Here is a 26586-nt window from a genome sequence, read left to right as displayed (position 1 = left end):
TTTTTTCCTCCTTATTTTTCCTTTGGAACTCCGAAGCGAAGTTTGTTCCCCAAAAGGGGATTATTTTTCCCTTTTGCTATGGAGAATCTCACAACCCCTTATAGGAAACCGTCAATAAAACCATGGAATACCGAAACGAAGTGAAGGCTATGCCGTGAAAGTTTATTGACGGTTTCCTAATCTTCTTAGCTTCCAATGGGGAAAGGCATACGGTTCCTGCCCCATTGGAAGGTTAGAAGATTCAAGAGCGTTGTACGATTCGGAGTGCAAAAGGAAAAATAACCATAATAAAAAGCAGGCGTATACCTGCTTTCCTTTTTGCTCTTGATTACTTGACCTTTTCTTTTATTATTTGATCATTTGACCTTCGGCTCGTGCGGTACGGCCAAGGGCAAATGGGGGAGGAACCTACGGGATGTAAGAAAGATGCTTTTCCTTTCTGTACAGACCGTGGTTATCCCACCATTTAGTGCCGTCAGCGACACGTACAGAATGACAGGAAGCGTTCTTTGCTTCCAGTTCAGTCTGTAGTGCTGCCGCCCGATAATTTTTTTTGAACTGGACTTTTCTTCAAGAAAAACGGACCGCCTTAAGGCGAAGGAATCTATACATATGTAGTCAATAATGTCAGATAAAGGAGAAAGAAATATCTTGCCAACTTTGTCCTCCGTTGGTACTTTTATATAAAGAGGTGATCGCGTTATGAACGACTCCTATAGTTACGGTTTTTTTGCTAAGGAAGTGGCTTTAAAACTTGATATAAAGCCAAGTACCTTACGACAATGGGCGTTAGCGTTAGAAGAAGAAGGCTATGAATTTCAAAGGAATGACAAGGAACAACGTATTTATTACGATCGAGATATTAGCATGTTCTTTGAATTGAAGAAATGTATCGAAAAGAAGAGAAACAGACAAGACGCGATAAAAGCAGTAGCCAAGCAATATAGAGACCGAAAAAACGCTGAAAAGACACTAAGCGTTCTTGAACAAAAACCCGACCCTAGCACGTTATCTAAACAAGATTTTCAATCCATTATTAATGAAGCTGTGGAACGTGCCTATGTAAAAGGAAAAGAAGATGGAAAACAGGAGACTCAAATGCTTTTCAATAAAATGGATGAACGCTTGGAAGCTCGTGATCGTCGCTTGCTGGATGGAATCAATCAGAGGGTAGATAAGTTTTTAACAGCTCCATTTGAAACCGCAGCTACGAAAGAAAAGGATGAAGAATGGAGTAAGATGGATGAAAAACTTATTAAGGTACTGAAAGACCTCGAAGCATTGAGACAGGAAAGACAGGAAAGAAAGGGATGGAAGTTCTGGAAATGGTGACAACTCAGCATAGATAAGAAGGTGAAATCCTTGAATCAAGAAGTAAGAGAATTATTGGTCAAAGCTATTATATTACCCCTTGTTCTGAAGGTAACTCAACAGGATAAAAAACACTTTCAAGATTTTAAAATGAGAAATGTGTACTTAGATAAATTAGACATTGTGATTGAATCCGTACAAATGGATTTGAACCAGGTCAAAAGTGAAATGTATTCCGTTCATCATATAGACCTCAAACCCTTACCACAAGAAGGGGAAGAATTTAAATATCAATGGAGGACAAGCCAACAAAAAGGACTTCTGACCTTTACCTCCGACCAACTTAGAGAACATACAAAAAATATAATGAAAGAATATTTTTATGGTTCGTCAGCTAGAGAGCACAATCAAAAGGAGCGTGGGTGGTATTAAATAAATTTGTAAGAAGAAGGGACGAATCCCTTCTTCTTATATTTGAGAGACAAGATATTCAAGATACCAATGAACCATTAAATATATAGACAACAATCCATACATTGTTATGAATATCATCTGGAGCACATCATTTTCCGTTACATCAATCAATGTCATGAGTGTGATGCCTCCTCCCAAAATAAGAATTAACGTGATAATTAAGGATGCAATCATCTTTTATTCCTCCTTTCTTTGGTGACCAAAGAACAATTTTTTCGAGAATGAATGTAGAAGGGTAAGACCGAAGGCGCATACGAAGTATCAAAAAAGGATTAGGGAATCTTAGAAAACCCAATGACTTAGGGAGCGTTAGAAGGTGAACTTTCTTCTTACGCTCCCTTAGCCAACTTGGATTTCTTAGATTCTCTTATTCTTTTGCAGACCCTTTCCATTCATGACGAGAAAACAATTACAATGAGGAGACCAAAGAAGGATGAATACTACTGCAGGAAGAAAAAAAGCAAAAAGGAGAGCAGCTGTGAAACAGCTGCTCTCCTTTGAAGCGTTGGGCTTAATTAAGCCAACGGTTTATGAGGGTTCGATGCCCCAAATAAACCGAATAGATCAGAATGAATAATTTCTTCATAACGCTGGTTAAAGTTAGTTAGTGTCATTTTTAAAATTCCCTTGTTCAAAGTTCAAACTTTGCAATTTCTTCTTTAATGACGTTGACAAGGCGTTTGTTTTTCTCTAAATCTCCAAATAGGTTAAATCTTAATAGCCATTTATAGTCATGTTCTGTTGCTATATCGCATGAAAAAGTGATCACTGGAATGGATACAATGAAACCGTCACTATAAATATCTTTTGTAATATACATGATAGCTTCAGATTCATTGTCAAATACTGAATGTTTAATGTCGGTAGCGATTGTTTTTAAAGGTTCCATTGTGACAGCCTCCTATAATTTAAAACTCAAAGAAGAAAGCTATGGAACGTCTACTCTCCTTTGAGCGAATAGAACAATGATTTCTTTCACTAATCAAAAGCTTGTAATTGATTCTTTAATATTTCAATCCCTTTAGGACTTAATATCATCCCACTTGGTAGGTGAACATTGTCATCTCTGACTTCTCCTGTAACAACACACGCATTGTTAGGAGTGTATTTTTGAAGAACAATCTTATCATTGTCAACATATATCTCAAGTGGATCTCGTTGTTGAATGTCTAACGATCTTCTTAACTCCTTCGGAACAACAATCCTTCCCAGTTCATCAACCTTTCTTACAACTCCTGTACTCTTCATGAAATCGCCCCTTATATTCGTTTCTTTCAATTTATAGTGGTTCCGATTGAATTTGTTTAAAATCATTAATTAACCAGCGTTCCCCTTCTTTTTGGAGAAAGACTTCAATCGTGACATAGCTGTCATTTTCCTTTTTATTCCTTGTATTTGTCACCTCTTGTTCAAACGTCACAAAAGCACTCGCCTGCTCTTCATTTTGATCAACATAGGAATGAATTTGATCTACGGAATACTCATACATCACTGTATATTCATCTTTTTCTGGAAAGATTTTTTTTAGCATGGCTTGCGTTAAAATCGTTTCTGCCTGACTTTTTCTTTCTTGATAATTCCCTTCTTGAACTTCAAAAACGGATTCCACAAACACCTCAACCGAATCTTGAATCTTCTGAGTGGAAGAACGTTCGATCACTTCATTCTGTTCCTGGTTGTTTTCTTTTAAATAGCGAATCTGATTATCTTTTTTCTCGATTTGCTGTTCCAGTTTGTCGATCTGTTGAGCTTGATTATCAATGGTACGAAAGCCAAACCAAGTCAGGATGGCAACAGCTAGGCCAATGACTAAGACAATCGTTTTTAATACCATATCTCTCTTCATCTTTAAGATTCTCCTAATCCAAGAAATTGAGCAGGGTTCATATGTCCATCCCACAAAGATGTTTTCGTTTCAAAATGCAAATGGGGACCGGTGCTATTTCCTGTTGTCCCACACACACCGACCTTTTGACCTTGTTCTACCCTATCCCCAACGTCAACGCTTAAAGAAGATAAGTGAGCATAGCCTGTAATGAGTTGATCTCCATGCTGAATCATCACTAAATTTCCATATCCAGCTGCGCCTTGAAATTGGGAATAAACCACTTTCCCTGATTGGGCGGCGTAAATAGGAGTGACATTCCCCACGCAGTCAAAATCCATGCCTGTGTGCATGTCACGTTCCCCAGAGATCGGGTGTATTCTCATACCATAATTACTGGTGGTATCTAGTCCACCTTGGACAGGAACCGCAAATTCACCATCAACAGCTATCGTATAATCGTAATAGCGTAAAACATTGTCAACATAAAACACGTCGCCATAGCACGCCCCTTGAGGAAGCATTTCAGGATGAATACAAGAATAGTTTCCTGTATTTTTCAATTCTTCATATTTCATCGCTGAAAAATTAATCGCTAACTCTTGGCTGTAGCTTCCTCCACGCTCCATCACATAATCAACGAAGCCACCGCCAAAATTATAACTCTGCAAGGCTAGTTTAATGTCCCCATCGGCACGTTCAATAACACCAGAAAAGTATTTCACGCCTTGCTTGATGGATAATTCAGGGTCATCAATACAACCAACGGAACCACAAAGGCTCTCTGAAGCCTGCATAGGGTCGTTTCCACGTCCACCGGATTCTTGCATCATAAGCGCAAGAATAACGCCTACATACTTTTCTACACCATATTCAGACGCATATTCTTCGACAAGAGGTTTGTAAGATAACACTTGCGAACTTAAATTCACGGCTTGACCACTTTCTATGCCACTATCACTATCGGTGGAAGCTCCTAAAATAGCCAAAATCATGAAGATAACCCCAAAGACAAGAGCACAAAATAAGAGGATAGGAAGGATAATTTTAAGGAAAATAGCTAAAGCTGCTGCTTGCGCTTTTCGCTTGGCATATTGTTTAACCAATTCCATTACATAACCCTTCCTTTCTTATTGTCGATTATTGTCATGAAGGTATGACTGCCTATTTAACATGCCGTCCCTATTCAATCGACCTTGATTATTTTTGTTCTTCGCTTGCTTAGGCTCTTTCCTACTTGAATCATTCGCTTCGTCGTTCTGTTGCTTCTGTTTAGGCTGATTCTGTTGGTAAGGATTTCGACCTGATGAAGAGCCATAATTCTTATTTTTCACCGATGCTGGTTGATCTTGATTGCTTTTTAGATTGCTAGATTGAGTGTTTTTAGGCTTCCTCCCATTTGAATGTCTCTTATTTTTTTGTTCTGGTTTCTTTTGCTTACTGGATGAAACAGCTTGAAGCTGTGACGAATCTTGAAGATTCTGTTTCGCAACACGTGGGTTACGCATAGACTTTTCATTTGATTGATGAATAGGGGTAACATTACCTTTCAATGGTTGGTCGGTTTGCTGGCTATTGTCATGATAGGGACTTTCATGGTTAGGAATTTCGCCATTTTGGACATGTTTAATGTAATCTTTGGCTTGTTCCATTTTCCCACCCGAATTTTGACCAACTCGACCGGTCTTAGCTGAAGCATTACGTCCTGACGAGGATCTTTGAGCAATCGATTTGGATGCTTTTCCTGTGCCTACAACCCCTTTTTTATCAACTTTTCCGCCTTTCTTCATTCCATTCCATGCTTTCTTTGCACCTTTTTTAGTTTGTTCTTTGCCTTTCTGATAACGTCGAATGCTTTGTCTTCCCATGCCTTCTCCTGCGCCCATACCTGCAAGGGAAGGAGAAGCACCGTTTAACATATCAATAAGGAATTGACGTTTCATGTACATAAAGATGATGGAAACACTAAAGATCGTTTGAATGAAAATGCGATAATAAATATCATCGGACATGTTCACCATTTCATAACTCAATGTAATGAAGCTTGTCGAAACCAACACAAGAAACACAGTAATTGCTTTATAGATGATCAGCATGAAACTACCTTTTAAATACTGTCCTACCAGACCTTCAAAGGTCGGGAAAATACTCACAAAGAGGATAAAAGGCAGTAACAACAATACAAAAACAAAGGCAAACTGCAACATGATTCGCATTAAAGCTAAGAAAAAGAACACAATCGCTTGGATAACCGTTGAAAAAATCGTCCCCATAATATAAGCAGAAATTTTAAACGCATTACCTGCAAAGATATTTTCGTTTTCCAATGTATTGAATTCACGTTGTGCTATATCTTTTCTTAATTCCATTCCTTCTTCGGTAGCAGGATTAGCTTCTAAATATTCGTTAATACGTGTCTTTTCTCCGTTCAAACTGCCTTCGGCATTAATGGCTTCTTCATCCGTGGTTCCATATTGAAGCAATAAATAAGGTTTATACAACAAGGCATTGAACGCTTTATTCTCCACTTCTACAGATACCTGACGGCCAATGTCCCCGCCCTCGGATATTTCATAATTCGTTGAATCCGTCAGGGACGGATTGACTTTCATGATGGCATTTTCAAAACTAACGGAAACCCCATGAGCTAGATCGACATAATTGAATTTCTCACTGGAAATCGAAAAAAGTAATGCCATGCTCACAACCACAAGAGATACAATTTTAAAAAAGGCTTGCCAATTTTGCTGTAGGTAAGCTCGAATCACAATCCCAAAACAAGCGATCGCAAACGCAAACATTCCTAAATTAGTGACCAGTGACCCGGCAGTTCCTGAAGCAATCTCCAAAATCGAATCTTTCGTGAGCTCCACAATATCAAGAGAAAACATTTGATAGATAATCATTAAGGTAATCTGTGTAATCACAATATTGATTTGCCATAGGAAATTTTTGATACTGGACACCGCAGACGTTCCCGTTTTATCTACCCACTCATACCAGCTGTCATTGGCATAGGTCATCAGGTCATAACGTGATTCCCCATATTCTTGCGATTCTCGTTGCACTTCGTCCACTTCGGCAAAAACAATTTCCTCAGTGGAAGGAAGAAATACAAGAAGCAGCGTGAATAATAAAAGGAAACTCACTTTTTTCTTCAAAGAATCACCCCCTATTCAACAGAAATACAACGGTCTTCAATTGGCTTTAATCGACTGGAACTATAACCAACTTCGTAATCACTATTCATTGAAAAATCTAGTTCATACTTATCATCATTTGTTTTCCAATCAACAATGTATTGACCTTTAAAATCATCTTTTGTCTCATCCAATTCAACCGATTCACAGACTTTAACAACCTCAATATCTTCTTTCGTATAGTCCCCTTCTTCAATGGACTTCTTTTTTAAAGCTTCTTCGGCAACAGCATTTTGCACTTTTTCAAGGTCAAGCTCTAACTTATTCCCGCCGCAGGCGGTTAGAAGAACCGCCATAACGGACAGAGAAATGATTTTCTTCACACCATCAGCTCCTTAACTATAAACTTCTTCATATTCAACCGCTTTTTCAGATCGATTCGTCGTTTTAAAGGCTTCAAACCATTCATCAAACAAAATATCAATGGCAATCGCTTGGTTTCTCGCAAAGTGGTCTTGAAACAAGCACATTCCCGGTTTTAAATTGCTAACGATCTTTCGGTTTTCTTCGTTTTCTTCCATATCGAAGAAGTTGAGAATCGGATGGATAGCTTCATCGGACTTCGGACGAAAAGCGAACTTCACGCCGATTTGTTCTTTTGTCGTGCTTACATTAAAGTCATCATAAGCTTGCGTTACCAGGACAATATCTGTTTTAAGTGATCGTCCTGTACGTAACATTTCATCAATTAGCTCTTGCCCATCAGAAGATCGTTTCAAGGTCCATGCTTCATCAAAAATAATTTGAGCATCCTCTTGTTCATTAGTAGAGAAGGTATGCACGTATTTGGAAATGGACATCATCAAACAAAGGCCAATGCGTTCTTCATCATTCATATTATCGGAACTCGGAAGCTTCAAGCCCTGTAAACCAAGCACATTAATTTGACGCTCGAAATCAAGACCTTGAGAGCCTTCCACTCCAAACAGCATGCGCCCTAATCCATACTTGAACTTGCTGATGTATTTGCCTAACGTATCATCTTTCTCTTTAATGCGTTCCACAACTCCTGAAAGGGTTGGAAAATCAGCGTTATTGACCTCATCTAAAATCGAATCATAAATATGAACGGATTCATTTCGAGAACCTGAAACCGATACTTCCGCAAGCGTATTTAAAATCATCATGGCGGTTTGGATAGCTTTATCTCCTTCTAAAAAAACAAGGGGATCGAGCGCTCCTGCAAACTCACTACTCTCAGACAGATGAATGAAATTGATACGCTCATAAAGATCTCGAAACTCGGGAATATCCCCATAGGTTTTCAAGGCATCTTTATAATAATTTTGAAATTCATTCTTCGGGTCTACATACAAAACCTTTGTTCCAAAAAACGTGGACCACGTGAAGAAATTTTTAACAAGCATCGTTTTTCCGCTACCAGGTGGACCCGTGATTAAAATATTTCCGTTCGTGTGAACAGCACCTTTAATCGCTTTTTTCGTAAGCGTAGGATTGAACACGACAATATTATTATTAATATCTCTGGACTGCTCCACGCTGCTTAACTTCTTGCCTGTGACCACTTTTCCTAGTACCATCCCAAAACGGTTGCCTATTTTATTGGTCACATCCATGGAAGATTGAGCTAAATACGTTTCATCAACCACTTGCTCGAAATAATTATAGTCCGTAAAGGATGCTGGCAAAGCTTGAGAGAATAACGTCAACTGATCGACAAGAGGACGTGTCAATTTAAAGCCTGTATTTTTGAAAATCGTTTGTAAGGCTTGATATTTATCTTCTAAGACCTCTTTATCACGATCGGAGATCACAAGCGTAAACGTCATGAACAATAGCTGTCGATCAGCGTTTTTCACATCATCTAACAAGTCGCCCATGCGTTCAGAAGCTAGATCAACAACTGTATCTTCATCTGCGGTATTTGTCGTTTGAATCTCGTGATCAAAGTTTTTAAATCTTTTTTTGAGTTTTCTTACCTGACGTATGTTGGTGTCGTTTTCTTTAAAATGATACTTGATTTGAAGTTCTACAGGGAAATCGACATTTTCGATAATGTCGAGAATATATTGATTGTTTTCTACGGTGACAGGCATTTCCTGCATCGGTAAAAAGCTAATATATTCCGTATAATCCTGATGGGAAATCGTAAGATAACCATAATGATTTTGAACGACACCTTCGGTCAAGTCATAGGTGCTGTCTGGAAGTTCAAACATGTTACTGGTGCGGTGAAACTGATAGTATAGAAGATTGTAAATGTCTTTCTCTTTTAAAGGTTCATAGCTTTTAGAATGTCTCGTCTTTTTTCTAAAGTCTTGCTCCAACTGCTCATAATACGAGAAGTCATCTTCTACACTAGCTTGAAACGTCATCACCTTTGAAATGTCTTCTCGAATCCGCTTCATAAGCTTTTTCATGAAATCGGAAACGTCTGACGTCACCACGGAATCACCTTTGTTAATGTGAATCGCAATATAAACTTTGTAATCATGTAGAAAAACTTCATTTTCAAGTGTTAATTTAGCTCGCTCAAAGTAACGATGGCCAATGTCCGCAAATTCACCTTTCACAATGTTTTCTTGAATAACATTGGTGAAATTATCAAAATCAAAACGTCTTGGAAGAATCATAATGTGATAGTTATAGTTATGGTTGGAAAGAAAGTCTGCTGTGCGTTCAATATAGCTGTTAAAATCCGCTTCACTATTCAACCGTAAATATTCTTCTTGAAGCTGATAAAAAGCCCATACTTCATTGTTTTTATTGAAAACCATATTTTTGTGAATATGATTGATCGGGTACTCTAACAAGGGTTTTTTACTCATGTTGACCTCCTCCCTTATCTTTAACAACGAATGATTCAAATTTCATTTCTTTGTGCATTTGTGAAGTCGGTACTTCAATGAAATGCTCAATCGCTTTATTGCGAGCCTTATAGAATCTGTAACGGTCTTTGATAAAAGGGATAACCCCCTTCCCGTCATATTTTAGATTGAAAACGATAAACGTAATCAAAGCCGGAATGAGGGTTACCATGATTAACCAGTTCTGCAAGATAAATTGAATCACGTTACTTTCACTTGTAAAACCAACAACGAGAAATACGCCTAACATTCCACCGGCTAGAATGATGGAAAACACAAGTTTCCGCAGCTCTAACCCATTCGCAAATTCAATCGATTGACCGATGCGATAAATTTTAATCGGATATTTATATTCGTTCGTAAAATTTTCACCTTTCATAGGAGCACCTCCATTTAGTTGAAGATGGCATTACCAATAGAACGAGCTAGTTCTTCAATCTGCGGTCCGAAGAAAACAAGGACCAAACACAATAATCCAAGAGCCAAACCGGACATAAACTGTCCCCAATCTTCTCTGGTATAAGCCACTAAAGCACGAACCACCATGATGATTAATACAATAAACCCAATCTGCGTAATGATATTTTCGGCAAGACTCTGTAGGTTAAACATTTAAAACCCTCCCAATTTCATAGATTCAATAAAGTATTTGTCATTTTCTTTTGTCCCTACGAGATAGTAGGTGTACACACTCTTAAAAGAAGTTTCTTCATTTTGATAACTAACATCAACAATGATTTGATAGTTGCCATTTTCCTTTTGAACGACTTCCTGCAGAACTAAATCATTAAAAATATGACCATTCAATCCTCGCTCTACATCAGCCATAAATGGTAATTTTTCATCACTTACACCATAGCTGGTAAAGAAATCAGTTAAGAATGACTTAAGCTGTTCTTTCTCGGCAGAGGTAAGATCGTCCCCTTTTAATGATGGATTTTCCAAGGTAATGTCACTTGTGTAACGATGATGAACTAAGCTGGGTTTGCCTGTCACGGCGTAACCTTCACCATCGGTTATAACTGGAACAGCAATTTGCTCTGTTTCTTTAATGGTAGTCGGCTTTTCCTCTTTGACAATTTCCGTTTTCTTTTTATCTCCATCTTTTTTCGTGACCTCTTTCTCTACCGTTTCAATTTCTGTAATTTCATAACGGACTTCAAAAATGAGATTCGCTTTATTATCGCCAAGGTATTCCGTTCTCATATAACGTGCATCAATGAGAGATCGACTACCTTTGAACTCCTCTAAGCGATTTAAATCAGACGTTTGAAATCCATTAACGTAATAAGTGTTAAGATCATCTAAGCGTTTCTCCCGTTCTTCTGGACTTTCTGGAACGTTATAATAGGCACTTAAAAAATTTTTTCCAAAGAAAACAACGGAATCCGTAAAACCTTCTTTTCGATTCTCAACCTCCTGTAATTGATCATCAATTTTATTTTCAGAAGCTTCTACGTTATTTCTGATCGTCTGATACTTCATGAAGAAAATAAGATTAAAGAACAAGGATAAAAAGATAACCCCAAAAATCGTAATGGTTAAAACTTTTCTAACCTTCGTTCTAGAAAAGCGTATTTCACGATTTGTAGAATTTTTATGTGGCCTTTTTTTCTTGTGCTTCTTGAAATTTGCTTTCATTTGGGAAAGTTTCTTCATTGTCTCCCTCCTTAATCCATCAATGGATGACGTACATAGACAACTTCGGGGTCAATTTTATCTTTAGCAGCTTTACGAAAAATTACAAACTCACCTGTTCGTAAGTTACGAATTTCATCAGGAGTAATTTTATACTTTTGAACAAGGCGTACAGTCCCTTGGTCAGCTTTACGATCAACACGTTTCAAGCGTCCTTCTTGTCTTTCGGTAACGGTCGTAATATCAGGGTCTTTATACGTTCCAATTTTATTTGCCCACGTTTCATGTTCATCGTCATTGTTCGTTTGCCCTATAGCGTAAGTGTTCGTATTTCCAATCACTTGGTCGGGAAGATGCTGATCGACTTTTCTTAAATCAGCGATCGTCTGGGTAGCAATAATACAATGGAAGCCTGCGGACCTTGATTTATTGACGGTATCGACAATTTTGTCATTCGCATAAACCGAAAACTCATCGTAAACCGCTAAAATCGGTTCTTCTTTCATCTTTTGGCGGTTTCGGTAAGAAACGAGAAAATTCAGATCGTAAATGATAAAACGAGCAATTGTTTTAATGTACTTATCGTAAATGGAACCATCAAAGCTGATAAACAGAACATCCTTATTTGCACTGACTTCCAACAAATCCAAACCATTTTCTTTTTCTCTAAATAACTGGCCGAGCTCTTTTTCTAATAAGGCAGTTATGGCTAATCGAACAACAGAAGCATTTTCAAATAAATAAAGCTCACCTTCATCTGTGGCTTCCCAGTCCTCAAAAAAACGTTTATAGAAACGATCGGCTCGATCACTTCTGACTTTCTTCTTTCGCTTTTTAGTTACTATAATCGTTTCGCTTTCCGTTTCTTCTTCTGGTTCTTCATCAAGAAAGCTGGAATAATTAGGCTTTTGTTTCTTTTCTTCCGTTTCTTCGTACGATTCTTCAACCTCCATCAGATCACCATTTAAAACCTCTTTGATCTTCTTCGGATTTAAATATTTCTCAAACGTCCACAAATCACGAGTGAAATCATAAGCATCAATAAATTGAATCAACGTTTGAACTAGAACTTCATTCACCTTCACATAATACTGACTTTCGGTTTCCACTAATGCTTGTAGCTTATCTGTAATAACAGTGGCATTTCCATGTCGAATAGGATTATACGTTAGTGAATCAACATCACTAAACACTCTTATTTCTTTTCCATATTTCTCACTAATTTTGCGAACATCATCAATACTTTCAGCTGACCCCTTGCCATCAATAAAAACGACCGGATAATTTTTCATCAACGCATACTCAATGTAGTTAAGAAGTAATACGGTTTTACCTCCACCTGTAGTTGCTGGAACAAACATGTGTTGATTGACCTCTTTAAAGTCCATATGAAAAGGCTTGCCACGTTGATTAATTCCCAACAAAAGCTTATCTGTCTTTCCATCCATCACTTGCTTGCGCCAACGTTTTTGAGCTTTTTTGTTCAAATCATGACGCTTCTGATAAACTCGCTGAAACTCATTAGATGTCTTAAATTCATCTTGCTCTTGTTCAATAGAATGAACCTTCTTAGAACGAATGTAAGTAGTAATCACATCCCAAATGTAGGATGTAACAATACCGCCGGAAAAATAGATCACCCAAGAGACATTCGTAAAAATAATCGTTTGATTGAATACATCTTCCAAGAACGAAACACCAAAAGGCAAATACTGATAGATTCCAAAGTAATCAAAACTTCGATACATTAAGCAAAAGACAAGGACAACACCCGCTAGAACACTTACAACCAAGTGTATTTTGGGCTGCTTCAAAATCCGTGCTGCTATAAAAAAGGGAATCGCAAATATGATCAATGGAAAGATCAACAAAATCCCCAGTAACATGCCAACGCCTAAACTTAATTCTTTAGCGACTTCATCATTACTCTTTTTGGGCAATTTCTAACAACCTCCATATGAGTTCACGCTGAAACATAGATGAATCAAGACCTGCTGCGGAAGCATAATCTTCAACGGTCCTCATAATTGGTTCATCATCACATAAATAGCGAACGACATCATAATCTCCATTTAAAATCTCATCCTTGTACCTGGCGAACTTTTCTCTATAACGTTTCGCAGACTTTTGTGTAAGCTCCACTTCACAAGCGACTCTCTTTCCCTTTTCTATAAGTACAAAATCAGGAATACGATCAGGAACCTTCTTTAACAAAGTCGTATTTTGTCTATCCTTGCTCGAGAAATTTTGAGTAAGATAGTTACTCCTCAACTCTCTCTCCGTAATAAATTCAAAGTCCTGACCTTTCTTTTCCGCAAGTGACTTAAAAGCTAATAAACAATCATTCATCCATAACTGGTGCTTCAACTGAGACACATTAATTTTCGTAAAAGCTGTCAACTTACTTCCTAAATAATCAACCCCTCTAGGTCTCATATACAAAATCAACTGATATCCAATTTTTTCTTCCTCAATCAAACCAAGTGATACCAATTTCTTCTTCGTATTATAAACAGACACATGACTCACTTTCCCCTTCAAAAAATCAATCAACTGTGTAGACGTAATAACCCCAAACCGGTTAATAGAATTTAAAATCTCTTCCTGCTTCGCTCTCAATAAATTCACCAAAATTCCTCCCAGAAATGTTTTCCTCCTTTCCAGTTTACACAATAAAATCATCAATTTAAATTTAATACAGAAATCTATATTTCCATTTTCATGTCTTCCAGAAATATCTAAACACAACAATTTTTCACCAGAAAAATCACTACGAACTTTCACTTTATCTCTTGATTTTAAAACTCACTTGAACTTAATCACTTCAATAACCACCACCTTAAATCATTTAAATAATCTTTAAATTACTTTCCATATTATCACAATAATTACATAAACACAACCGCCCCGCCACCCATAAATAACAGGGATATCTAACTTATGCCTTCTTGACCTCACACACATGATGTTCCGTGTGTGAGGTCAAGAAGTTTTCGTAGCGATAGCGAAGAAAAAATAAGTTAGATATCCCGCTTCACTAAAGAATAATGGCGGGGCGGTTGTGTTTAATTCATAAAAAAGGTGTTTTAAACTTATTTTAAAGATTATTTAAATAGTAATCCCTCGTTAAATATGTAATAATCTTTTCATTTTTCATCAGGTGCTTGATCTCCATGAACTTTCATTAAAATTTAGAAATATAAACATAAGTAACAGCTTGAATATAAATAAGAGTGCAGCTGTAAAAAATACCTAAATCCACATAACCAAAAAATAAAACAGCTGGCAAAGTCAAAAGCTGAAAGAACCCCCCAGCTACATAGGCAGGTAAAATAATCCTAATGATTTTAATACATTTTTAAAAGATTACTGAACAAGAAAAAAACGGACATAGATATGTAATGGCAGACTGGCCCATTAATTATTAGCTCGTATCGTAAGCAAAATTGGAATACATAGAAGCTGTATGAGTTAGTATTTTTTCTTCTTTAGGGAATAACATTTCAACTAACTGTTTCGATCTGAATGAACCTTCTTTTTGTTTTTTAAGGAACAATAAATGATCAAATAAAATAGATTTAGACGCTACAATAGTTTTAGCAGCTCGTCCTTTTCCGGTAGATTTTTTATATAGTCTTTTGGATTTCTTAAACACTTGCTTAAGCGTAGAAAGGGGAATCTCAAGGGTATCTGCAAGCACGCGAAGAGAACACTCTATAACAGGCTTTTCAGCGCTTGTATGAGCGTTTAAATAGCTTAGAATATCATTTTCCCACTCGTGATAATGACTGCGTTTTCGTTCCTCTCTAGGCTTGGCAAACTTATACCATCCATGAGCACCATGAAAGCTAATGGATCCATCGGTCCAATTCTCAAGCAGTGATTCAACATAAGAACGCTGAACCCCTTGATACTTCCCTGAATAAGCACTCTTGAGAGTGCGTTCAAACTCTTGAAGAGATAAAGGAAAATGCAGAGAGCTATTCCATTCATCCAGGACGTCATAAGCATCTTCAATTGGTACTCCATCCGAATAATTAGCCAAAGCGAGCGTTAAAAGAGCGTTATTCCGACTGGAAGCATAAGCTCCTGATTGAATCGTTTCCGTCCTTATAAGAGCTTTGTACCAGTCTGAAGCTGTGTTATGGCATGCTGAAGCATGCTGACCACCATAAATAACATGAAAGGATTTCTTTTTCACTTCACGCTCGTAATTCATGGACCAGTTGATTAAATCACTTGTATTAGCCTGCTGATCTTGATAATAAACGATGTTTTCATCGTTAGGTATACGATAAAAACCAAAAGGGTTACAGTTCCGATCTATGGGAGCATACGCACTTAAAGCATCTAATAAATTTGAAGCTACACGTTCAGCTACACGTAACGCCTTAAAATTGCTCTGATTATGTATATAGAAAGGTGTTTCCAGAATGAAAAAGCCTTGATAACCTTTGGGTGTTTCCAGTAATACATTAGGCTGAGGTAAACCAAGTTCCTGGCATCCTAAAAACAATCCATATAAATCCACGTCTTTTGTATCAATATCAAAGCCAATGACATTGACTTGCTTTAAATTTACCTTTTCATGTCCCTTGATATACTGCTTTTGAAAGTCATAATAAGTGCCATAGCGAAAGATATTCGGTGTCCAATGCGTGACTTCATGATAAACATTCTCTAAAGCTTCGTATGAAGTTACAACAAACCCTTTTCCTTGGCTTAGTTTCTGTTTAGAAGGAGATACAAAGACTACGCCATGCTTATCATTGTTTTTCAAATATGTATCTTGGAGGATTCGATCTCCCATGGCAGACTTGGAATGTATCATTTTATAAAGCAATAAGTCCTGATTCGTCATGGTTTGAATAACGTTTAAGGCTTTTGGATTCAACTGCTGCATTACTGTTCACCTCTTTTTCAACACAAAAAAGACCGTTAAAGCTCTCGCCCTAACGGTCTACCAATCTATCACTTTGAAAACTGCCGAATTTTGTAAAGAAAAAAATGCATTCATTACTTGCAAAAACGGCTTCTATTCGCTACTATGTAAATATAACTACATTAAGCAAACGAGGGGATTCCCCCTTGTTTTCAAAGCTAGCGAGGTTGGTAGCCGTGGGCTAGCTTTTTCTTAAAAGAGTAGTGTTGACAGCACTGCTCTTTTAATTTTGTCTTTTTTGTATGTATTTTTGATTCCTTACCCTGTCAAAATCTAATTATCTACTATCTTAAGCCTTGTAAATAATTTTGTCTAGTTTTGCCTGAAAATTCAATAGATTACCCTTACCGTTATTTTAACGTTATTTAAAATAGGATTCAATATAAAAATACCGTTATTTTAACGGTATTTTTATATTCGCTTGTTTGACGTACCGTTATTTTAACGGTATTATAGAAGAACACTACGGTAAAATACCGTTATTTTAAAGGAGGAACAATCAATGGAAATCTTTTCTCTTGATCTGGGAAACTTACAAACGAAAATTAAGTCTAGCAAAACAGAAAAGGTATTACCAAGCCGATTTTTAGACTATGATGATCTAGGCGATCAAAGCACATCAATATTCAATTCAAAGCTACGAGTAAATAAATACGAGACAAACTTTGATTCCATGTTTGAGTATGCTTGGGGAGAAGACCTTTACCAAGCACATTCCAAAGGAGATTTTATAGACACAATTCATTTTGAAGATCGTTATAACACGAACGAATTTAAGTTGCTCTCTTCATTTGCAATCGGAGATTTAGCCAAAGACTTTGAGGAAGCAAAAAAAGGGATCTTAGAGGTAGTTATAATTACAGGTGTACCAACAAATGATTTCAATGAGTCTTCGGTCAAAGACATTATGAACGTCCTCAAGGGAGACCATAATGTAACCATTAATGATGAAAGTTTAAACATACGGGTTAAAGAGGTTAAAGTGCTTCCTCAGCCTGTAGGAACCATCTATAATGAAATGCTTGATACAGATGGTTACTTAAAAAAAGAAAATTACTTAGAGGAACAAATTACGATTGTAGATATTGGCGGAGGGACCATTCTTATTGATACGTTAATAAATATGAATCTGGCTGATACTGGACGAGCTCAGAAGGAAAGTGGCGCTTATAAAGTCTATGACATGATTACAAATAGCTGTTTAAAAGACAATATTCATGGCATTACAAGTAGAAATGTAGAAAAAATCATGCGTCAAAGCGACAATGACAAATATTACTTTCAGCCAAATAAAAATGAATCGTATGATATTAGCAAACACGTGAAAAAAGCCAAAATTAAATATACACGTGAGCTCATTAACACCATTAATACCACATTAAAAGGTACATCTAAGATTGATACCTTCCTGTTTACTGGTGGAGGGGCAAACCTAATTAATCATGAAGAAATCTTAAGTGCTTATAAACACGCAATCTTTGTAGAGAATAGTGAAACAGCAAACGTAAACGGTTTTTATAAATTCGGAAAGGCATCACAACTTGAGGAAGCAGGTGTCTAAAGGTGTCCGAGAAGAAAAAAGAAAGAGTGGAACTTCAATTTAATATGGAAAAGGAAGCTGACCTTATCCAATTCATTGACAATAATGGAACGACTCGTGCCGGCTTCATTAAGTCAATCATTCGCCAATATATGAATGCGATGCAGAGCATAGGCCAACAAAACATAGTGCAGCAGTCGACAGAAAAAATATCAAAGGAAGAAGACAATAAAGAACCTACCCCGAAGAAGGACAAAAAAGAAAAAAAGAAAATCCCAACGCTAGGAGCTTCGTTTTCATCGAACGACTTTGAATGAAATAAGCACCCCATTCAAATATTTGAATGGGGTGCTTATATTTACTTTAAATACTGCGAAATCACAACGCTAAGATTAAGGAACCACCCGTATTTTCACGATGATCACGTTAAGTGGCATTTAACTCTTAACTTAGCAAATCAATCTCTTTAGTAATTTCTTCATTTATAATCCTCTTCCATATTGGAGCGCGGGAATTACTAAAGGATAAGAGGTTGTTCATTAGTTGCATTATGATATGTTGGGCCTGGTCTGCCCTTTCTTTTTCAAAGATGGCTTTAAATAATTTAGAAAAATCAGAAAGGGTTATAGGAATAATTTGAAGAGTAAGCTCCGAATCATCAGTACGATACCATACACCAATTCGGAAAGTTTCAGCTGTATTTGTATCGATATTATTAGCAATAAAAATCCCATATACTCGTTTATTATTCTCTTCAAATTTATCTATATACTGAGCTACGTGCCTGCGAACTGGTTCTCCTTCAGCAGCTTCTTGCCTCGAGCTACTTGTTAAAGTTACTTCCATAATAATAACGAAATTTTCAAATTCAAAAATCATGTCGGGGCCACCACCTGGCGCATGACGAACAGGTAAAAAGCTTCGATCTACTTTAAATCTTCTTGCTTCCCATGGCTGATTCTTCAAAGCGTTCATTGCTAAAAAAGCTCTCCAAACTGCCCATTCTAAATAGGCTGGGGCCTCCCCATTTGGAATTTTTCTTGAGTTACGGTGGTTTTGTAGAGCGTTTAAGTACTCAAGTATATCTTGCCATTGTTCCATCTGCTGATCAGCATAACGCTTCTCCAATACATGAATCCAATCATTCTCCAATTGCAGACGTAATTGTGAAAGATCTTGAACAGAAAGAGATTGTAAATTTTGTAAAGGTGCAACCACTTCTCCATGAGATATTAATAAAGAGTGTAAATTATTTATTGCTATAATAGCTTCGTGTTCATCATCGGTTGGTAATGGGGCCCCTTGAGCTAAAACAGTCTCATATACGTCATCCGGAATAGGGGTGTAAGGTTGTTGTACAATCTGATTCACCATGATCTCCTTATGCACTGCTACAGTTAGATTGCGCCCGTCTTCAGCAAATAAACCTGTTAACTTTAAATAACGAATGTTTACATCAGCATAGTCTTTCAAACTCTGACTACTAATATTCCCATGCTCTTGAGAGACATTATCTCTAAAGTTATTCTCGAATCGTTTTTTGTTGTCAGAATTAGAACGTTCATTACGATAATAAATGATTTCATTAATTATTTCATAAATCCTATCCATGTCATACCTTAGGACCACAATTGAAGCTAATTCATTCTTAGTAATTTGCGGGTCCTCTCCTCTTTGTTCTAATCCTTTAATAATTTCCAAGACCATTCTTAAAGGGCTAAAAGGCTTTATATCTTCAGAGGTGAAAGAATGTATGCTAGACGGAAGTTGGTGAGCAATTAAAGACCTAAGAAAGCATTCCTCTTCAGAAGGCAATGAAGAAGAATGAATTAATCTTCGCCCATTTTCTGTCACTATGTGAGTGTGGGGATCAATAAACCCTAAGCGTATAAGATTTAACCTCCACTTCCTAGCAATAGTGTTATCTGTATTGGTCTGAATACTGATAACTCCCTCATCTGCCAGCAACTGTACCATTCCTGCTTCATTTTCTCTAGAAAAGTTCCCATGAAACTCTGAATTAACAAGAACTCTCAATCCATCTTTTAACCTTTTGGGGTTTCGGACCCCATTATCAGCGATTAGCCAAGGCGATATTGGCATACTTGAGTCCTCCTTAATAACCTACAAATAAATACTCTTGAACACGATTGTGATTGCTCTCAACCTTATGGCCTTGATTCCCAAATGAGTACATATGATTGATAGAAACAACATCAACATGCTTTTTGTATTTGGCTAATAGTTCTAGCATCTCTGATTTTGTTGGTAATGAGTTTGAAGAATAAGACACAATGATTATGCTGTCCTTATGTTTACGAAAGAGCAAATCAAAAGCCTCGTGCGCACCATTTCTTGAACTAAAAGGAGTTGGATAGTTCTTAAACTTTTTAGTTTTAGTATGCTGTTGAATGTCAACATCCTCCCAGTCTCGAGCAAGCCCTTCTACGAAATGATACCGTCGTACATATTCGTTATCTGAATGAGGGCTATAATAAGGTGGATCAATATAAACTACATCTGCCTTCTTACGAAAACTTAACGCATCGCCACGCTTAGATTTATTCTTTAATTGATTATCAAACACGGCATTATTGAAAGTCTCTATGGCACTATAAAAATGTTCTTTTAGAGAAAGCTTTAAATCTTTCCGACCATCATTGTACTTATCTAATCCTGTGTAAGTAAAAATACCCCGCGGCCTTCTTTTCATACAAGCTCTAATTAAAGCAGACATGGCAAGTGCTTGCTTGTTTCTATTTTTTAATAAAGGAATGGTAGCCCTGACTTGATCAATAAAACGGTTATCCTCATCATTAAAATAGATGCCTTCAAAGGTAGAGGCAACAAATCCATCAGTATCAACTTCAGCATTAATGATCTTATCAATATCTTTATTAGTAAGGACCGTTCGATTATTTTCTATTAAGGCTTTAGAAAATGTGGAAGATAAGGCCATATAGTCATTGCTGTAGACTTCTTTACCTTGTGCTTTAAACATATAGGATACTACACCACTACCAGAAAATAAGTCAGTCACGGTATCAAATTCAAATTGTGAAGCTACTGCCCAAATATGTTCTAGTAAATTCCTTTTGCTTCCCATAAACCTTGTACTAGGAAATTTTAAGGTTTGATCAGAAAGGTTTTGCTGGTTTGGTACAATTGCAAATGTCTTTTTAGGTTCCACTTTAACTAGGACATCTTCTCCTGTTCTTTTATCTCCTTTACTACTAATATTCCTTTTAGTTTGGTGAACGCTTATATCAAAGTCAGAATATAACTCATGAACAAGAGGATGATTAGAATTAGTAAGTAATACATAACAACCAAGTCTGTGGAGTCGTTTAACTTCTTCAGCTAATTCACGATGATCCTCTTCATAAAACTGCTCTTTTGTGTAGCGCTTAAAGTCGGAATATTCACTTATAGGTAGATAAGGAGGATCTAGAAATACAAAATCACCAGGTTCAGCATACTTTTTCAAGATTTCTTTGTAATCCGCATGTACAATAGTGGCTTTCTTTAACACTTCATAGGCGGCTCGTAGATTTGATTCATTACAAATTTTAGGATTTTTATAGTTGCCAAAAGGAACGTTAAATTCACCTTTTTTATTAACCCGGTATAACCCATTAAAACAAGTCCTATTTAAGTAAACTGTCCTTGCTGCCCTTTGTAATGAAGTTAATTTATGAACATCTTGATTTCTTATGTTTAAGAAAAAATCTTTTTCGTTGGGCATGGACTTTAATTCATCTATCAAACCTTCAACATCGGATACAATCATTCTGTATAAATTTATCAGTTCTTTGTTAGAATCCGCAATGACAGCTTCTGTAGGACCTAAATTAAAAAATAAAGCTCCTCCCCCAAAAAAAGGTTCAATATATTTATTAAATTTGCTTTCTGGAGGAGATGCTTCTAAAAGATCTTTAAGCATTTGTGTCTTTCCACCGGCCCATTTTAAAACAGGGCGTGCATTATGTTTATTATTGTCAAATAAATTAAAAGTTTCTTGTTCCATAATTTTCTCCTCTTTTTTAAAACCAATATTTCATTACGTTAAACTATTAAAAAAATATTTAAACAAACAAAAATCCTATATTTGTAAGTCTAAGTATAGGCGAATCTAGAAATCCTATAGGAATGGCACAAAACTTAAATTTAGAGATACCAAAAGAACTTTGGATTGTGCATATCAAAGTGAAAAATCATCTAAAGCTTGGTCAATCATATCATCATTAATCCCGATATAACGTAGGGTAACGGAAGGAGAAGAGTGCCCAAATATTTGTTGCAACATGGCCACGTCCTTATTTTGTTGATAGAAATGATACCCAAAGGTTTTCCTTAGAGTATGAGTACCAATCGCATCTTTAATTCCAACCTGTTGAGCTGCATCATGGATGATCTTCCATGCCTGAACCCGGCTAATCGGTTTCTGTCCTTTCCTAGATGGAAATAAATAATCGGAATCTGGCCTCAAACTTATGTACTTATCAATCTCATTCTTTAAAGCTCGGGTCATTTTAATACGCCGGGTATTATTTGTTTTACGTTCCCGAACCTTAAGATAATCACTGTCCCGAACATCCAGAACCTTCAATTCGATCATATCACTAATACGTAGACCTGAATTGATGCCAAAAACAAATAAGAAGTAATTTCGGTAGGATTGATGCAGGAGGACCTCTTTCATTTGTTGAATATCAGCCTTATCCCTAATCGGATCTACCGTATTAGCTCCCGTCGATACATGCACCATAGTCACCCTCCTATACAACCAATATGTACAATTAAATATAACAAATCAACCCAAAATGTTAAATACATTTGTAAGCTTAAATTCAAAAAAGAAGGGGATCCCTTGACACACGAGGTATATCCTTCTTTTTATCGAATATAACAAAATGTATATTTTGTTTCTTTCGGTTACTTCAGAATTTTATTTAATAAAGAAAAATTATAAACTTTCATAACCCCCCTCAGTTTTTTAGTCAAAGCAAATACCCCTCTCAAAAAGACGGGGGTATTTGTTTTAATAAAACTCATTAATAACATTTTACTCAGTGGTCGATGGTCAGAACGGTAAATCATCACCTAGGTCATATTCTATTTCTTTCTGAGATAGCCGCATCTCTATGTTATCTAATACTATTTTTTGTTGATACAACGTTAAACCTACTAAAAATCGATAAAAATCAGCAACTTCTGAAACGAAGATATCATTTCTAGTTTTGTATGAATAATCATTATCAATGAAGCAATTTATCAACTTAGCGTTATCCTGAATATATTCCTCAAGGGAGCTATATCGAATAAGAGAAGATAATCGACTTAATACAGTATTAGGGTCTTTAACAGGTTCGTAACTATTTTTATGCTTTGTTAAATATCCAGAAAGTATCGATGCAAAATTCCTATACAAATTCTTTTCTTCTTCTATAAAGTTTTCTGCAAGAGCGCCTTCAGAGACAGCAACAGATATATCGCGAAACGAAGAATACCGTGCATTTGGATCCAATTCAATCATTCTATTAATAATAGGTTGAAATTTAAAACTATCATGACCTTCACCAAGAATACTACTAAATAATTTCCCAACAAAATAAATCTCACTTTGGTGATTGTATATTCCTTCATCTTCCGTTTCATTTGGCAGTTGTGTTACTGGCCAATTTAATAAAACACTTCTTCCATCTTGATTTTCACCTATTAATTTTTTTCCAAAACCAAAATCAATTACTTTAACATTCTCCTCTTTATCTATTAATATATTAGCCGGACGAATATCCCTATGTAATATCTTTTTTGATTCTAAATATTCAAATGCGGATATGGTCTTCGTAAAAATTTCTTCCCAATCGCTAATAAAGGGTACAAATTCGTCAATAGGTTTTCCGTCTATATATTCCATTTGAAGATAACCCCGTTTATGTTCAGGGTACAAATAATAATTATAAACCCTTACAATGTTAGGGTGTGATATTAAAAACAAAATTTTAATTTCATCGACAAAACGTTCGTAATACTCTTCAATATAGTTGGAGTCTATTGGTGAGTATCTCTTAATTGCAAAAACCATATCAGTAGTTTCATCTTTAAATAAATGTGCATCTCCAGTACCACCACGACCAAGCGACCTAACATGCGTAAAATTTTTTTCTTTATCAAACGTAATAACGTCACCGGGCTTAAGCATAAACAACATCACAACCATTCGATAGTATTTTGTATTATTTTACCATGTATGTAGCCTTCTAACTAAGTAACTGGAACATTTCTAAACATGTTGTAGACACATTCCCAACCTAAATAACGCGAAAATATTCCAAATGAAGAATCATAGAAGTTAGAAAAGCAATAATAGCAAAAATCACCGCAAATAAAACGGATTGCAAAAAACCCATGCCGATGACAACGCCGATCATTGCCCAAAATAAGCTAAAAATAATACTTAAGCCAATAGCAATAAGGGGAATCCAACAAAAAATAAACAAACCAATAAACACTAATAAACCTATTTTCCAAGAATGAAACCGAAAACCGATCATCAAAGCGACAAACAGCGATTCAATAAAGATTAAGGAACCAGCTGCATTTTCACGCTGATAACGATGCCTGGCATCAACATATTGAGTTTCGTTAGACACATAACCCCCCCTTTTGCTTAAGCAAAGCCACAAAGCTTAAGCTTTGTTCTTTTTAACAACAGATTTCTGCATGATCATACGCTTTTTTTCGGATTGCTTAATACGATGATAATACCTATTAATAAACTCCTCTGTAATCGACTTCGGATAGTACCCCATGCGCTCCTTAAGTATGTTTTCTATGACCCAAACCTTTCGAGTCGCGTTTTCATACTCTTTGTAACTATTCTCTTTCATTTCCTCAACCTGTTCAACCTCATGAGCTTTATTTGTGAGAAAACGCCAATTATAAACCTCCGTGCGGTGTTTGCGAGCATATTTTAATAAGCATAATAACTCTATAGTTTCACGTTGCTTTAAATCTTTGGTCGATAAAAATATATCCTGTTCTGACGGTAAGTGCTGAATATTATTAGCCAAACGTTTTCCGTTCTCTAAAATATAATGGGATTCTAGCTCCATCTGGCAATAGAAGCAATAATTTCTCTCGATCTCTGAACCGCAATAAGCACAAGTTTTCATGTTCTCACTCCTCGGGATATTAGCGTGATCTTCAAACCCTAAATCGAATGGATAAAAATAAAGATGTGAAAAGACACGACAAACCTTTTATCCATGCGGTTTAAGGTATGAAAAAACGCCAAAAAACACTATGCGTTATTGTAGGAAAACCCGTTCATAACACGTTTTTTCTATTAAATTCCCCCTGTTAAACTTAAAGGCTTCTACTTAAAGAAACTTTTCTATATAAGGCAATGACTTTTCTGTTTTTCTTTTCCCATTCTTCATTTTGCAGGGAAGGAATTGAAAAATTCCTCTCCATATAACTCATTAAATCCGATAATTCTCTATCCTTTTGAAAATCACTTAAGCCCGATTGCATAATTTTCTCATATTGTTTATGACACTCATATAAATGATCTTTCATCTTCATTCCAGCTCCTTTTTCTTTATTGTAGCACCCCTGTTTGAACAGGGGTGCTCATGATCTATCGAGCGTGTAGATAATCTGCATACAAAGCCTGTGTATCATCCCAAGTATATTCATCTAAAAATTCATCCATAGTCGTGTTTATTTGTTCTTCTAACCACCTTTTTGGAAGGTGAATCTCCCCTTTATAACTACCTAATGTTACATAAGAAACGGTTGTTTTTCGTTCCATTTCAATTCCTCCTTTGTCCCCTGCATGTTCCATGCAGGGGCTTGTTTTTTTGGTTTATGAGAACTCTACACCTAAGATATGGTCACTTGCTTTTTGCGCTTTTTGAGAAGCACTTACAATTAAGGTTTTATCGTCCTTTAATTTTTTTAACCATGCTTGAATATAGGAAGCGCTGTTATCAATGGTGTTATTTTCAATTCCGGTCACTCCACAAAGCATAGATGCTCCTAGCTCGGCTATTAATTCTTCCTTGCTGTAGTTTTCACTTCCGAAACTGATTTTTCCCGTTACGCCTTCTCGATCTAGTCGATCTTTATGTCCTGTGCTGTGTACCATTTCATGAAATAAAGTGCTGTAATATTCGTTAACATCTTCAAAGTCTTTCTTAGGTGGAACATTGACACGATCCTCAAAAGGAACATAATAAGCACGACCACTTTGAAAGCTAAAAGATGGACCATTAAAATATTCTTTTTTAATCTTTTCAGCTTCTTCTATTGGGTTATGCTCGAACGTTTCATACGTCCTTTTCGTTTCTAACCCTTCTACTTGAGTACCAACGTTAAAGACGCGATAATATCTGAGCAGTGGGATCTTTTTTTCTTTTTCTTTTTCTTCATCTTCCACTTTAAGCATCTTCCAGAACACGACTATATGAGATTTTTCTCCTTTTTTGACATTTCCTCCGGCTTCCTTGATTTGTTTAAAGGTCGCATACTCCCCACCATCTAAAAGCATGGTATTAATCCCTCGATAAGGCTTTTGAGTTTTCCAATTCACCGCTATGCCATTGACCCAAGGTTTTCTCCAAGGAATCACCCCTTGCTCCAACTTCTCAATAATTTGGTTTGTAATCATTTCATAGATTTTTTTACTCATGGTTTTTTTCCTCCTTATTTTTCCTTTGGAACTCCGAAGCGAAGTTTGTTCCCCAAAAGGGGATTATTTTTCCCTTTTGCTATGGAGAATCTCACAACCCCTTATAGGAAACCGTCAATAAAACCATGGA

Annotated in this window: 28 protein-coding genes; 5 read left to right on the top strand and 23 right to left on the bottom strand. The window is 36.5% G+C overall.

What is annotated here, in order from left to right; genetic code table 11:
• The first annotated feature begins 702 nt into the window (after positions 1-702).
• Together G6R08_RS21845 and G6R08_RS21840 are read left to right on the top strand one after the other, a co-directional pair.
• Entirely contained in the window at positions 703-1332 is a 630-nt protein-coding gene (locus G6R08_RS21845) for a MerR family transcriptional regulator (RefSeq protein ID WP_163531458.1), read from the top strand.
• A 30-nt stretch (positions 1333-1362) separates the two neighbouring features.
• Positions 1363-1743 (top strand): YhjD family protein, encoded by a 381-nt coding sequence (locus G6R08_RS21840; RefSeq protein ID WP_163531457.1) that lies wholly within the window; start codon positions 1363-1365, stop codon positions 1741-1743.
• A gap of 36 nt (positions 1744-1779) precedes the next feature.
• Here G6R08_RS21840 and G6R08_RS21835 read toward each other — a convergent pair whose 3' ends face one another.
• Positions 1780-1959: a hypothetical protein gene (locus tag G6R08_RS21835; RefSeq protein WP_163531456.1), complete on the bottom strand. Its 180-nt coding sequence runs from the start codon at positions 1957-1959 to the stop codon at positions 1780-1782.
• 259 nt (positions 1960-2218) lie between these two features.
• Here G6R08_RS21835 and G6R08_RS21830 point away from each other — a divergent pair, with 259 nt between their 5' ends.
• Positions 2219-2362, top strand: coding sequence for a hypothetical protein (locus G6R08_RS21830; RefSeq protein ID WP_163531455.1), 144 nt, complete (start codon positions 2219-2221; stop codon positions 2360-2362).
• A gap of 54 nt (positions 2363-2416) precedes the next feature.
• Here the strand turns inward: G6R08_RS21830 and G6R08_RS21825 are convergent, their stop codons facing one another.
• The 13 genes from G6R08_RS21825 to G6R08_RS21765 all read right to left on the bottom strand — a co-directional run bounded on the left by G6R08_RS21825 (position 2417) and on the right by G6R08_RS21765 (position 16179).
• Positions 2417-2674: a hypothetical protein gene (locus G6R08_RS21825; RefSeq protein ID WP_163531454.1), complete on the bottom strand. Its 258-nt coding sequence runs from the start codon at positions 2672-2674 to the stop codon at positions 2417-2419.
• Positions 2675-2763: 89 nt separating this feature from the next.
• On the bottom strand, positions 2764-3033 hold the full coding sequence (locus G6R08_RS21820; protein WP_163531453.1) for an AbrB/MazE/SpoVT family DNA-binding domain-containing protein: 270 nt from the start codon (positions 3031-3033) through the stop codon (positions 2764-2766).
• A gap of 31 nt (positions 3034-3064) precedes the next feature.
• Positions 3065-3631, bottom strand: a complete 567-nt coding sequence (locus tag G6R08_RS21815) for a hypothetical protein (protein ID WP_163531452.1) — start codon at positions 3629-3631, stop codon at positions 3065-3067.
• Between the two features lie 2 nt (positions 3632-3633).
• Complete coding sequence (locus G6R08_RS21810; protein ID WP_163531451.1) at positions 3634-4722, bottom strand: lysozyme family protein; 1089 nt, start codon at positions 4720-4722, stop codon at positions 3634-3636.
• Positions 4723-4740: 18 nt separating this feature from the next.
• Positions 4741-6771, bottom strand: coding sequence for a CD3337/EF1877 family mobilome membrane protein (locus tag G6R08_RS21805; protein ID WP_163531450.1), 2031 nt, complete (start codon positions 6769-6771; stop codon positions 4741-4743).
• A gap of 11 nt (positions 6772-6782) precedes the next feature.
• Complete coding sequence (locus tag G6R08_RS21800) at positions 6783-7133, bottom strand: outer membrane protein assembly factor BamD (protein ID WP_163531449.1); 351 nt, start codon at positions 7131-7133, stop codon at positions 6783-6785.
• A gap of 12 nt (positions 7134-7145) precedes the next feature.
• Entirely contained in the window at positions 7146-9599 is a 2454-nt protein-coding gene (locus tag G6R08_RS21795) for an ATP-binding protein (RefSeq protein WP_163531448.1), read from the bottom strand.
• Complete coding sequence (locus tag G6R08_RS21790; RefSeq protein WP_163531447.1) at positions 9592-10017, bottom strand: TcpE family conjugal transfer membrane protein; 426 nt, start codon at positions 10015-10017, stop codon at positions 9592-9594. Before G6R08_RS21790 ends, G6R08_RS21795 begins: the two co-directional genes overlap by 8 nt.
• A gap of 14 nt (positions 10018-10031) precedes the next feature.
• Positions 10032-10250: a hypothetical protein gene (locus G6R08_RS21785; RefSeq protein WP_163531446.1), complete on the bottom strand. Its 219-nt coding sequence runs from the start codon at positions 10248-10250 to the stop codon at positions 10032-10034.
• Complete coding sequence (locus tag G6R08_RS21780) at positions 10251-11297, bottom strand: conjugal transfer protein (RefSeq protein ID WP_163531445.1); 1047 nt, start codon at positions 11295-11297, stop codon at positions 10251-10253.
• Positions 11298-11308: 11 nt separating this feature from the next.
• The gene (locus G6R08_RS21775; protein WP_163531444.1) at positions 11309-13216 is read right to left on the bottom strand and encodes a TraM recognition domain-containing protein; all 1908 of its coding nucleotides are present in this window, start codon (positions 13214-13216) and stop codon (positions 11309-11311) included.
• A complete protein-coding gene (locus tag G6R08_RS21770) occupies positions 13200-13904 on the bottom strand; it encodes a hypothetical protein (RefSeq protein WP_240339846.1) in 705 nt (234 codons plus the stop codon). Before G6R08_RS21770 ends, G6R08_RS21775 begins: the two co-directional genes overlap by 17 nt.
• Positions 13905-14700: 796 nt before the next feature.
• A complete protein-coding gene (locus tag G6R08_RS21765) occupies positions 14701-16179 on the bottom strand; it encodes a primase C-terminal domain-containing protein (protein WP_163531443.1) in 1479 nt (492 codons plus the stop codon).
• A gap of 541 nt (positions 16180-16720) precedes the next feature.
• Between G6R08_RS21765 and G6R08_RS21760 the strand changes: the two genes are divergently transcribed.
• Positions 16721-17779 carry a ParM/StbA family protein gene (locus G6R08_RS21760; RefSeq protein ID WP_163531442.1) on the top strand — a complete coding sequence of 353 codons (1059 nt, stop codon included), beginning with the start codon at positions 16721-16723 and terminating at the stop codon, positions 17777-17779.
• Between the two features lie 2 nt (positions 17780-17781).
• Entirely contained in the window at positions 17782-18075 is a 294-nt protein-coding gene (locus G6R08_RS21755; RefSeq protein WP_163531441.1) for a hypothetical protein, read from the top strand.
• 127 nt (positions 18076-18202) lie between these two features.
• On the opposite strand, the gene G6R08_RS21750 is transcribed toward G6R08_RS21755, so the two are convergent.
• From G6R08_RS21750 to G6R08_RS21710, 9 genes are all read right to left on the bottom strand, one after another.
• On the bottom strand, positions 18203-19861 hold the full coding sequence (locus G6R08_RS21750; RefSeq protein ID WP_163531440.1) for an AlwI family type II restriction endonuclease: 1659 nt from the start codon (positions 19859-19861) through the stop codon (positions 18203-18205).
• Positions 19862-19874: 13 nt separating this feature from the next.
• A complete protein-coding gene (locus G6R08_RS21745) occupies positions 19875-21785 on the bottom strand; it encodes a Dam family site-specific DNA-(adenine-N6)-methyltransferase (RefSeq protein ID WP_163531439.1) in 1911 nt (636 codons plus the stop codon).
• Positions 21786-21959: 174 nt separating this feature from the next.
• Positions 21960-22526, bottom strand: a complete 567-nt coding sequence (locus G6R08_RS21740) for a site-specific integrase (protein ID WP_163531438.1) — start codon at positions 22524-22526, stop codon at positions 21960-21962.
• Between the two features lie 315 nt (positions 22527-22841).
• Positions 22842-23963 carry a protein kinase family protein gene (locus G6R08_RS21735; RefSeq protein ID WP_163531437.1) on the bottom strand — a complete coding sequence of 374 codons (1122 nt, stop codon included), beginning with the start codon at positions 23961-23963 and terminating at the stop codon, positions 22842-22844.
• Positions 23964-24072: 109 nt separating this feature from the next.
• On the bottom strand, positions 24073-24414 hold the full coding sequence (locus tag G6R08_RS21730; protein WP_163531436.1) for a hypothetical protein: 342 nt from the start codon (positions 24412-24414) through the stop codon (positions 24073-24075).
• A gap of 36 nt (positions 24415-24450) precedes the next feature.
• Positions 24451-24936: a hypothetical protein gene (locus G6R08_RS21725; RefSeq protein ID WP_163531435.1), complete on the bottom strand. Its 486-nt coding sequence runs from the start codon at positions 24934-24936 to the stop codon at positions 24451-24453.
• A gap of 193 nt (positions 24937-25129) precedes the next feature.
• Positions 25130-25342 (bottom strand): hypothetical protein, encoded by a 213-nt coding sequence (locus tag G6R08_RS21720; RefSeq protein ID WP_163531434.1) that lies wholly within the window; start codon positions 25340-25342, stop codon positions 25130-25132.
• A gap of 61 nt (positions 25343-25403) precedes the next feature.
• Complete coding sequence (locus G6R08_RS21715) at positions 25404-25577, bottom strand: hypothetical protein (RefSeq protein ID WP_163531433.1); 174 nt, start codon at positions 25575-25577, stop codon at positions 25404-25406.
• Positions 25578-25631: 54 nt separating this feature from the next.
• On the bottom strand, positions 25632-26456 hold the full coding sequence (locus G6R08_RS21710; RefSeq protein WP_163531432.1) for an ArdC family protein: 825 nt from the start codon (positions 26454-26456) through the stop codon (positions 25632-25634).
• Positions 26457-26586 lie beyond the last annotated feature (130 nt).

Origin of the sequence: Halobacillus ihumii, from assembly GCF_902726645.1 — a bacterium.
In the GTDB taxonomy this organism is placed as follows: Bacteria; Bacillota; Bacilli; order Bacillales; family Halobacillaceae; genus Halobacillus_A; species Halobacillus_A ihumii.
Note: the sequence above shows the minus strand (reverse complement) of the source record. Positions and strands in the feature narration are given on the sequence as shown.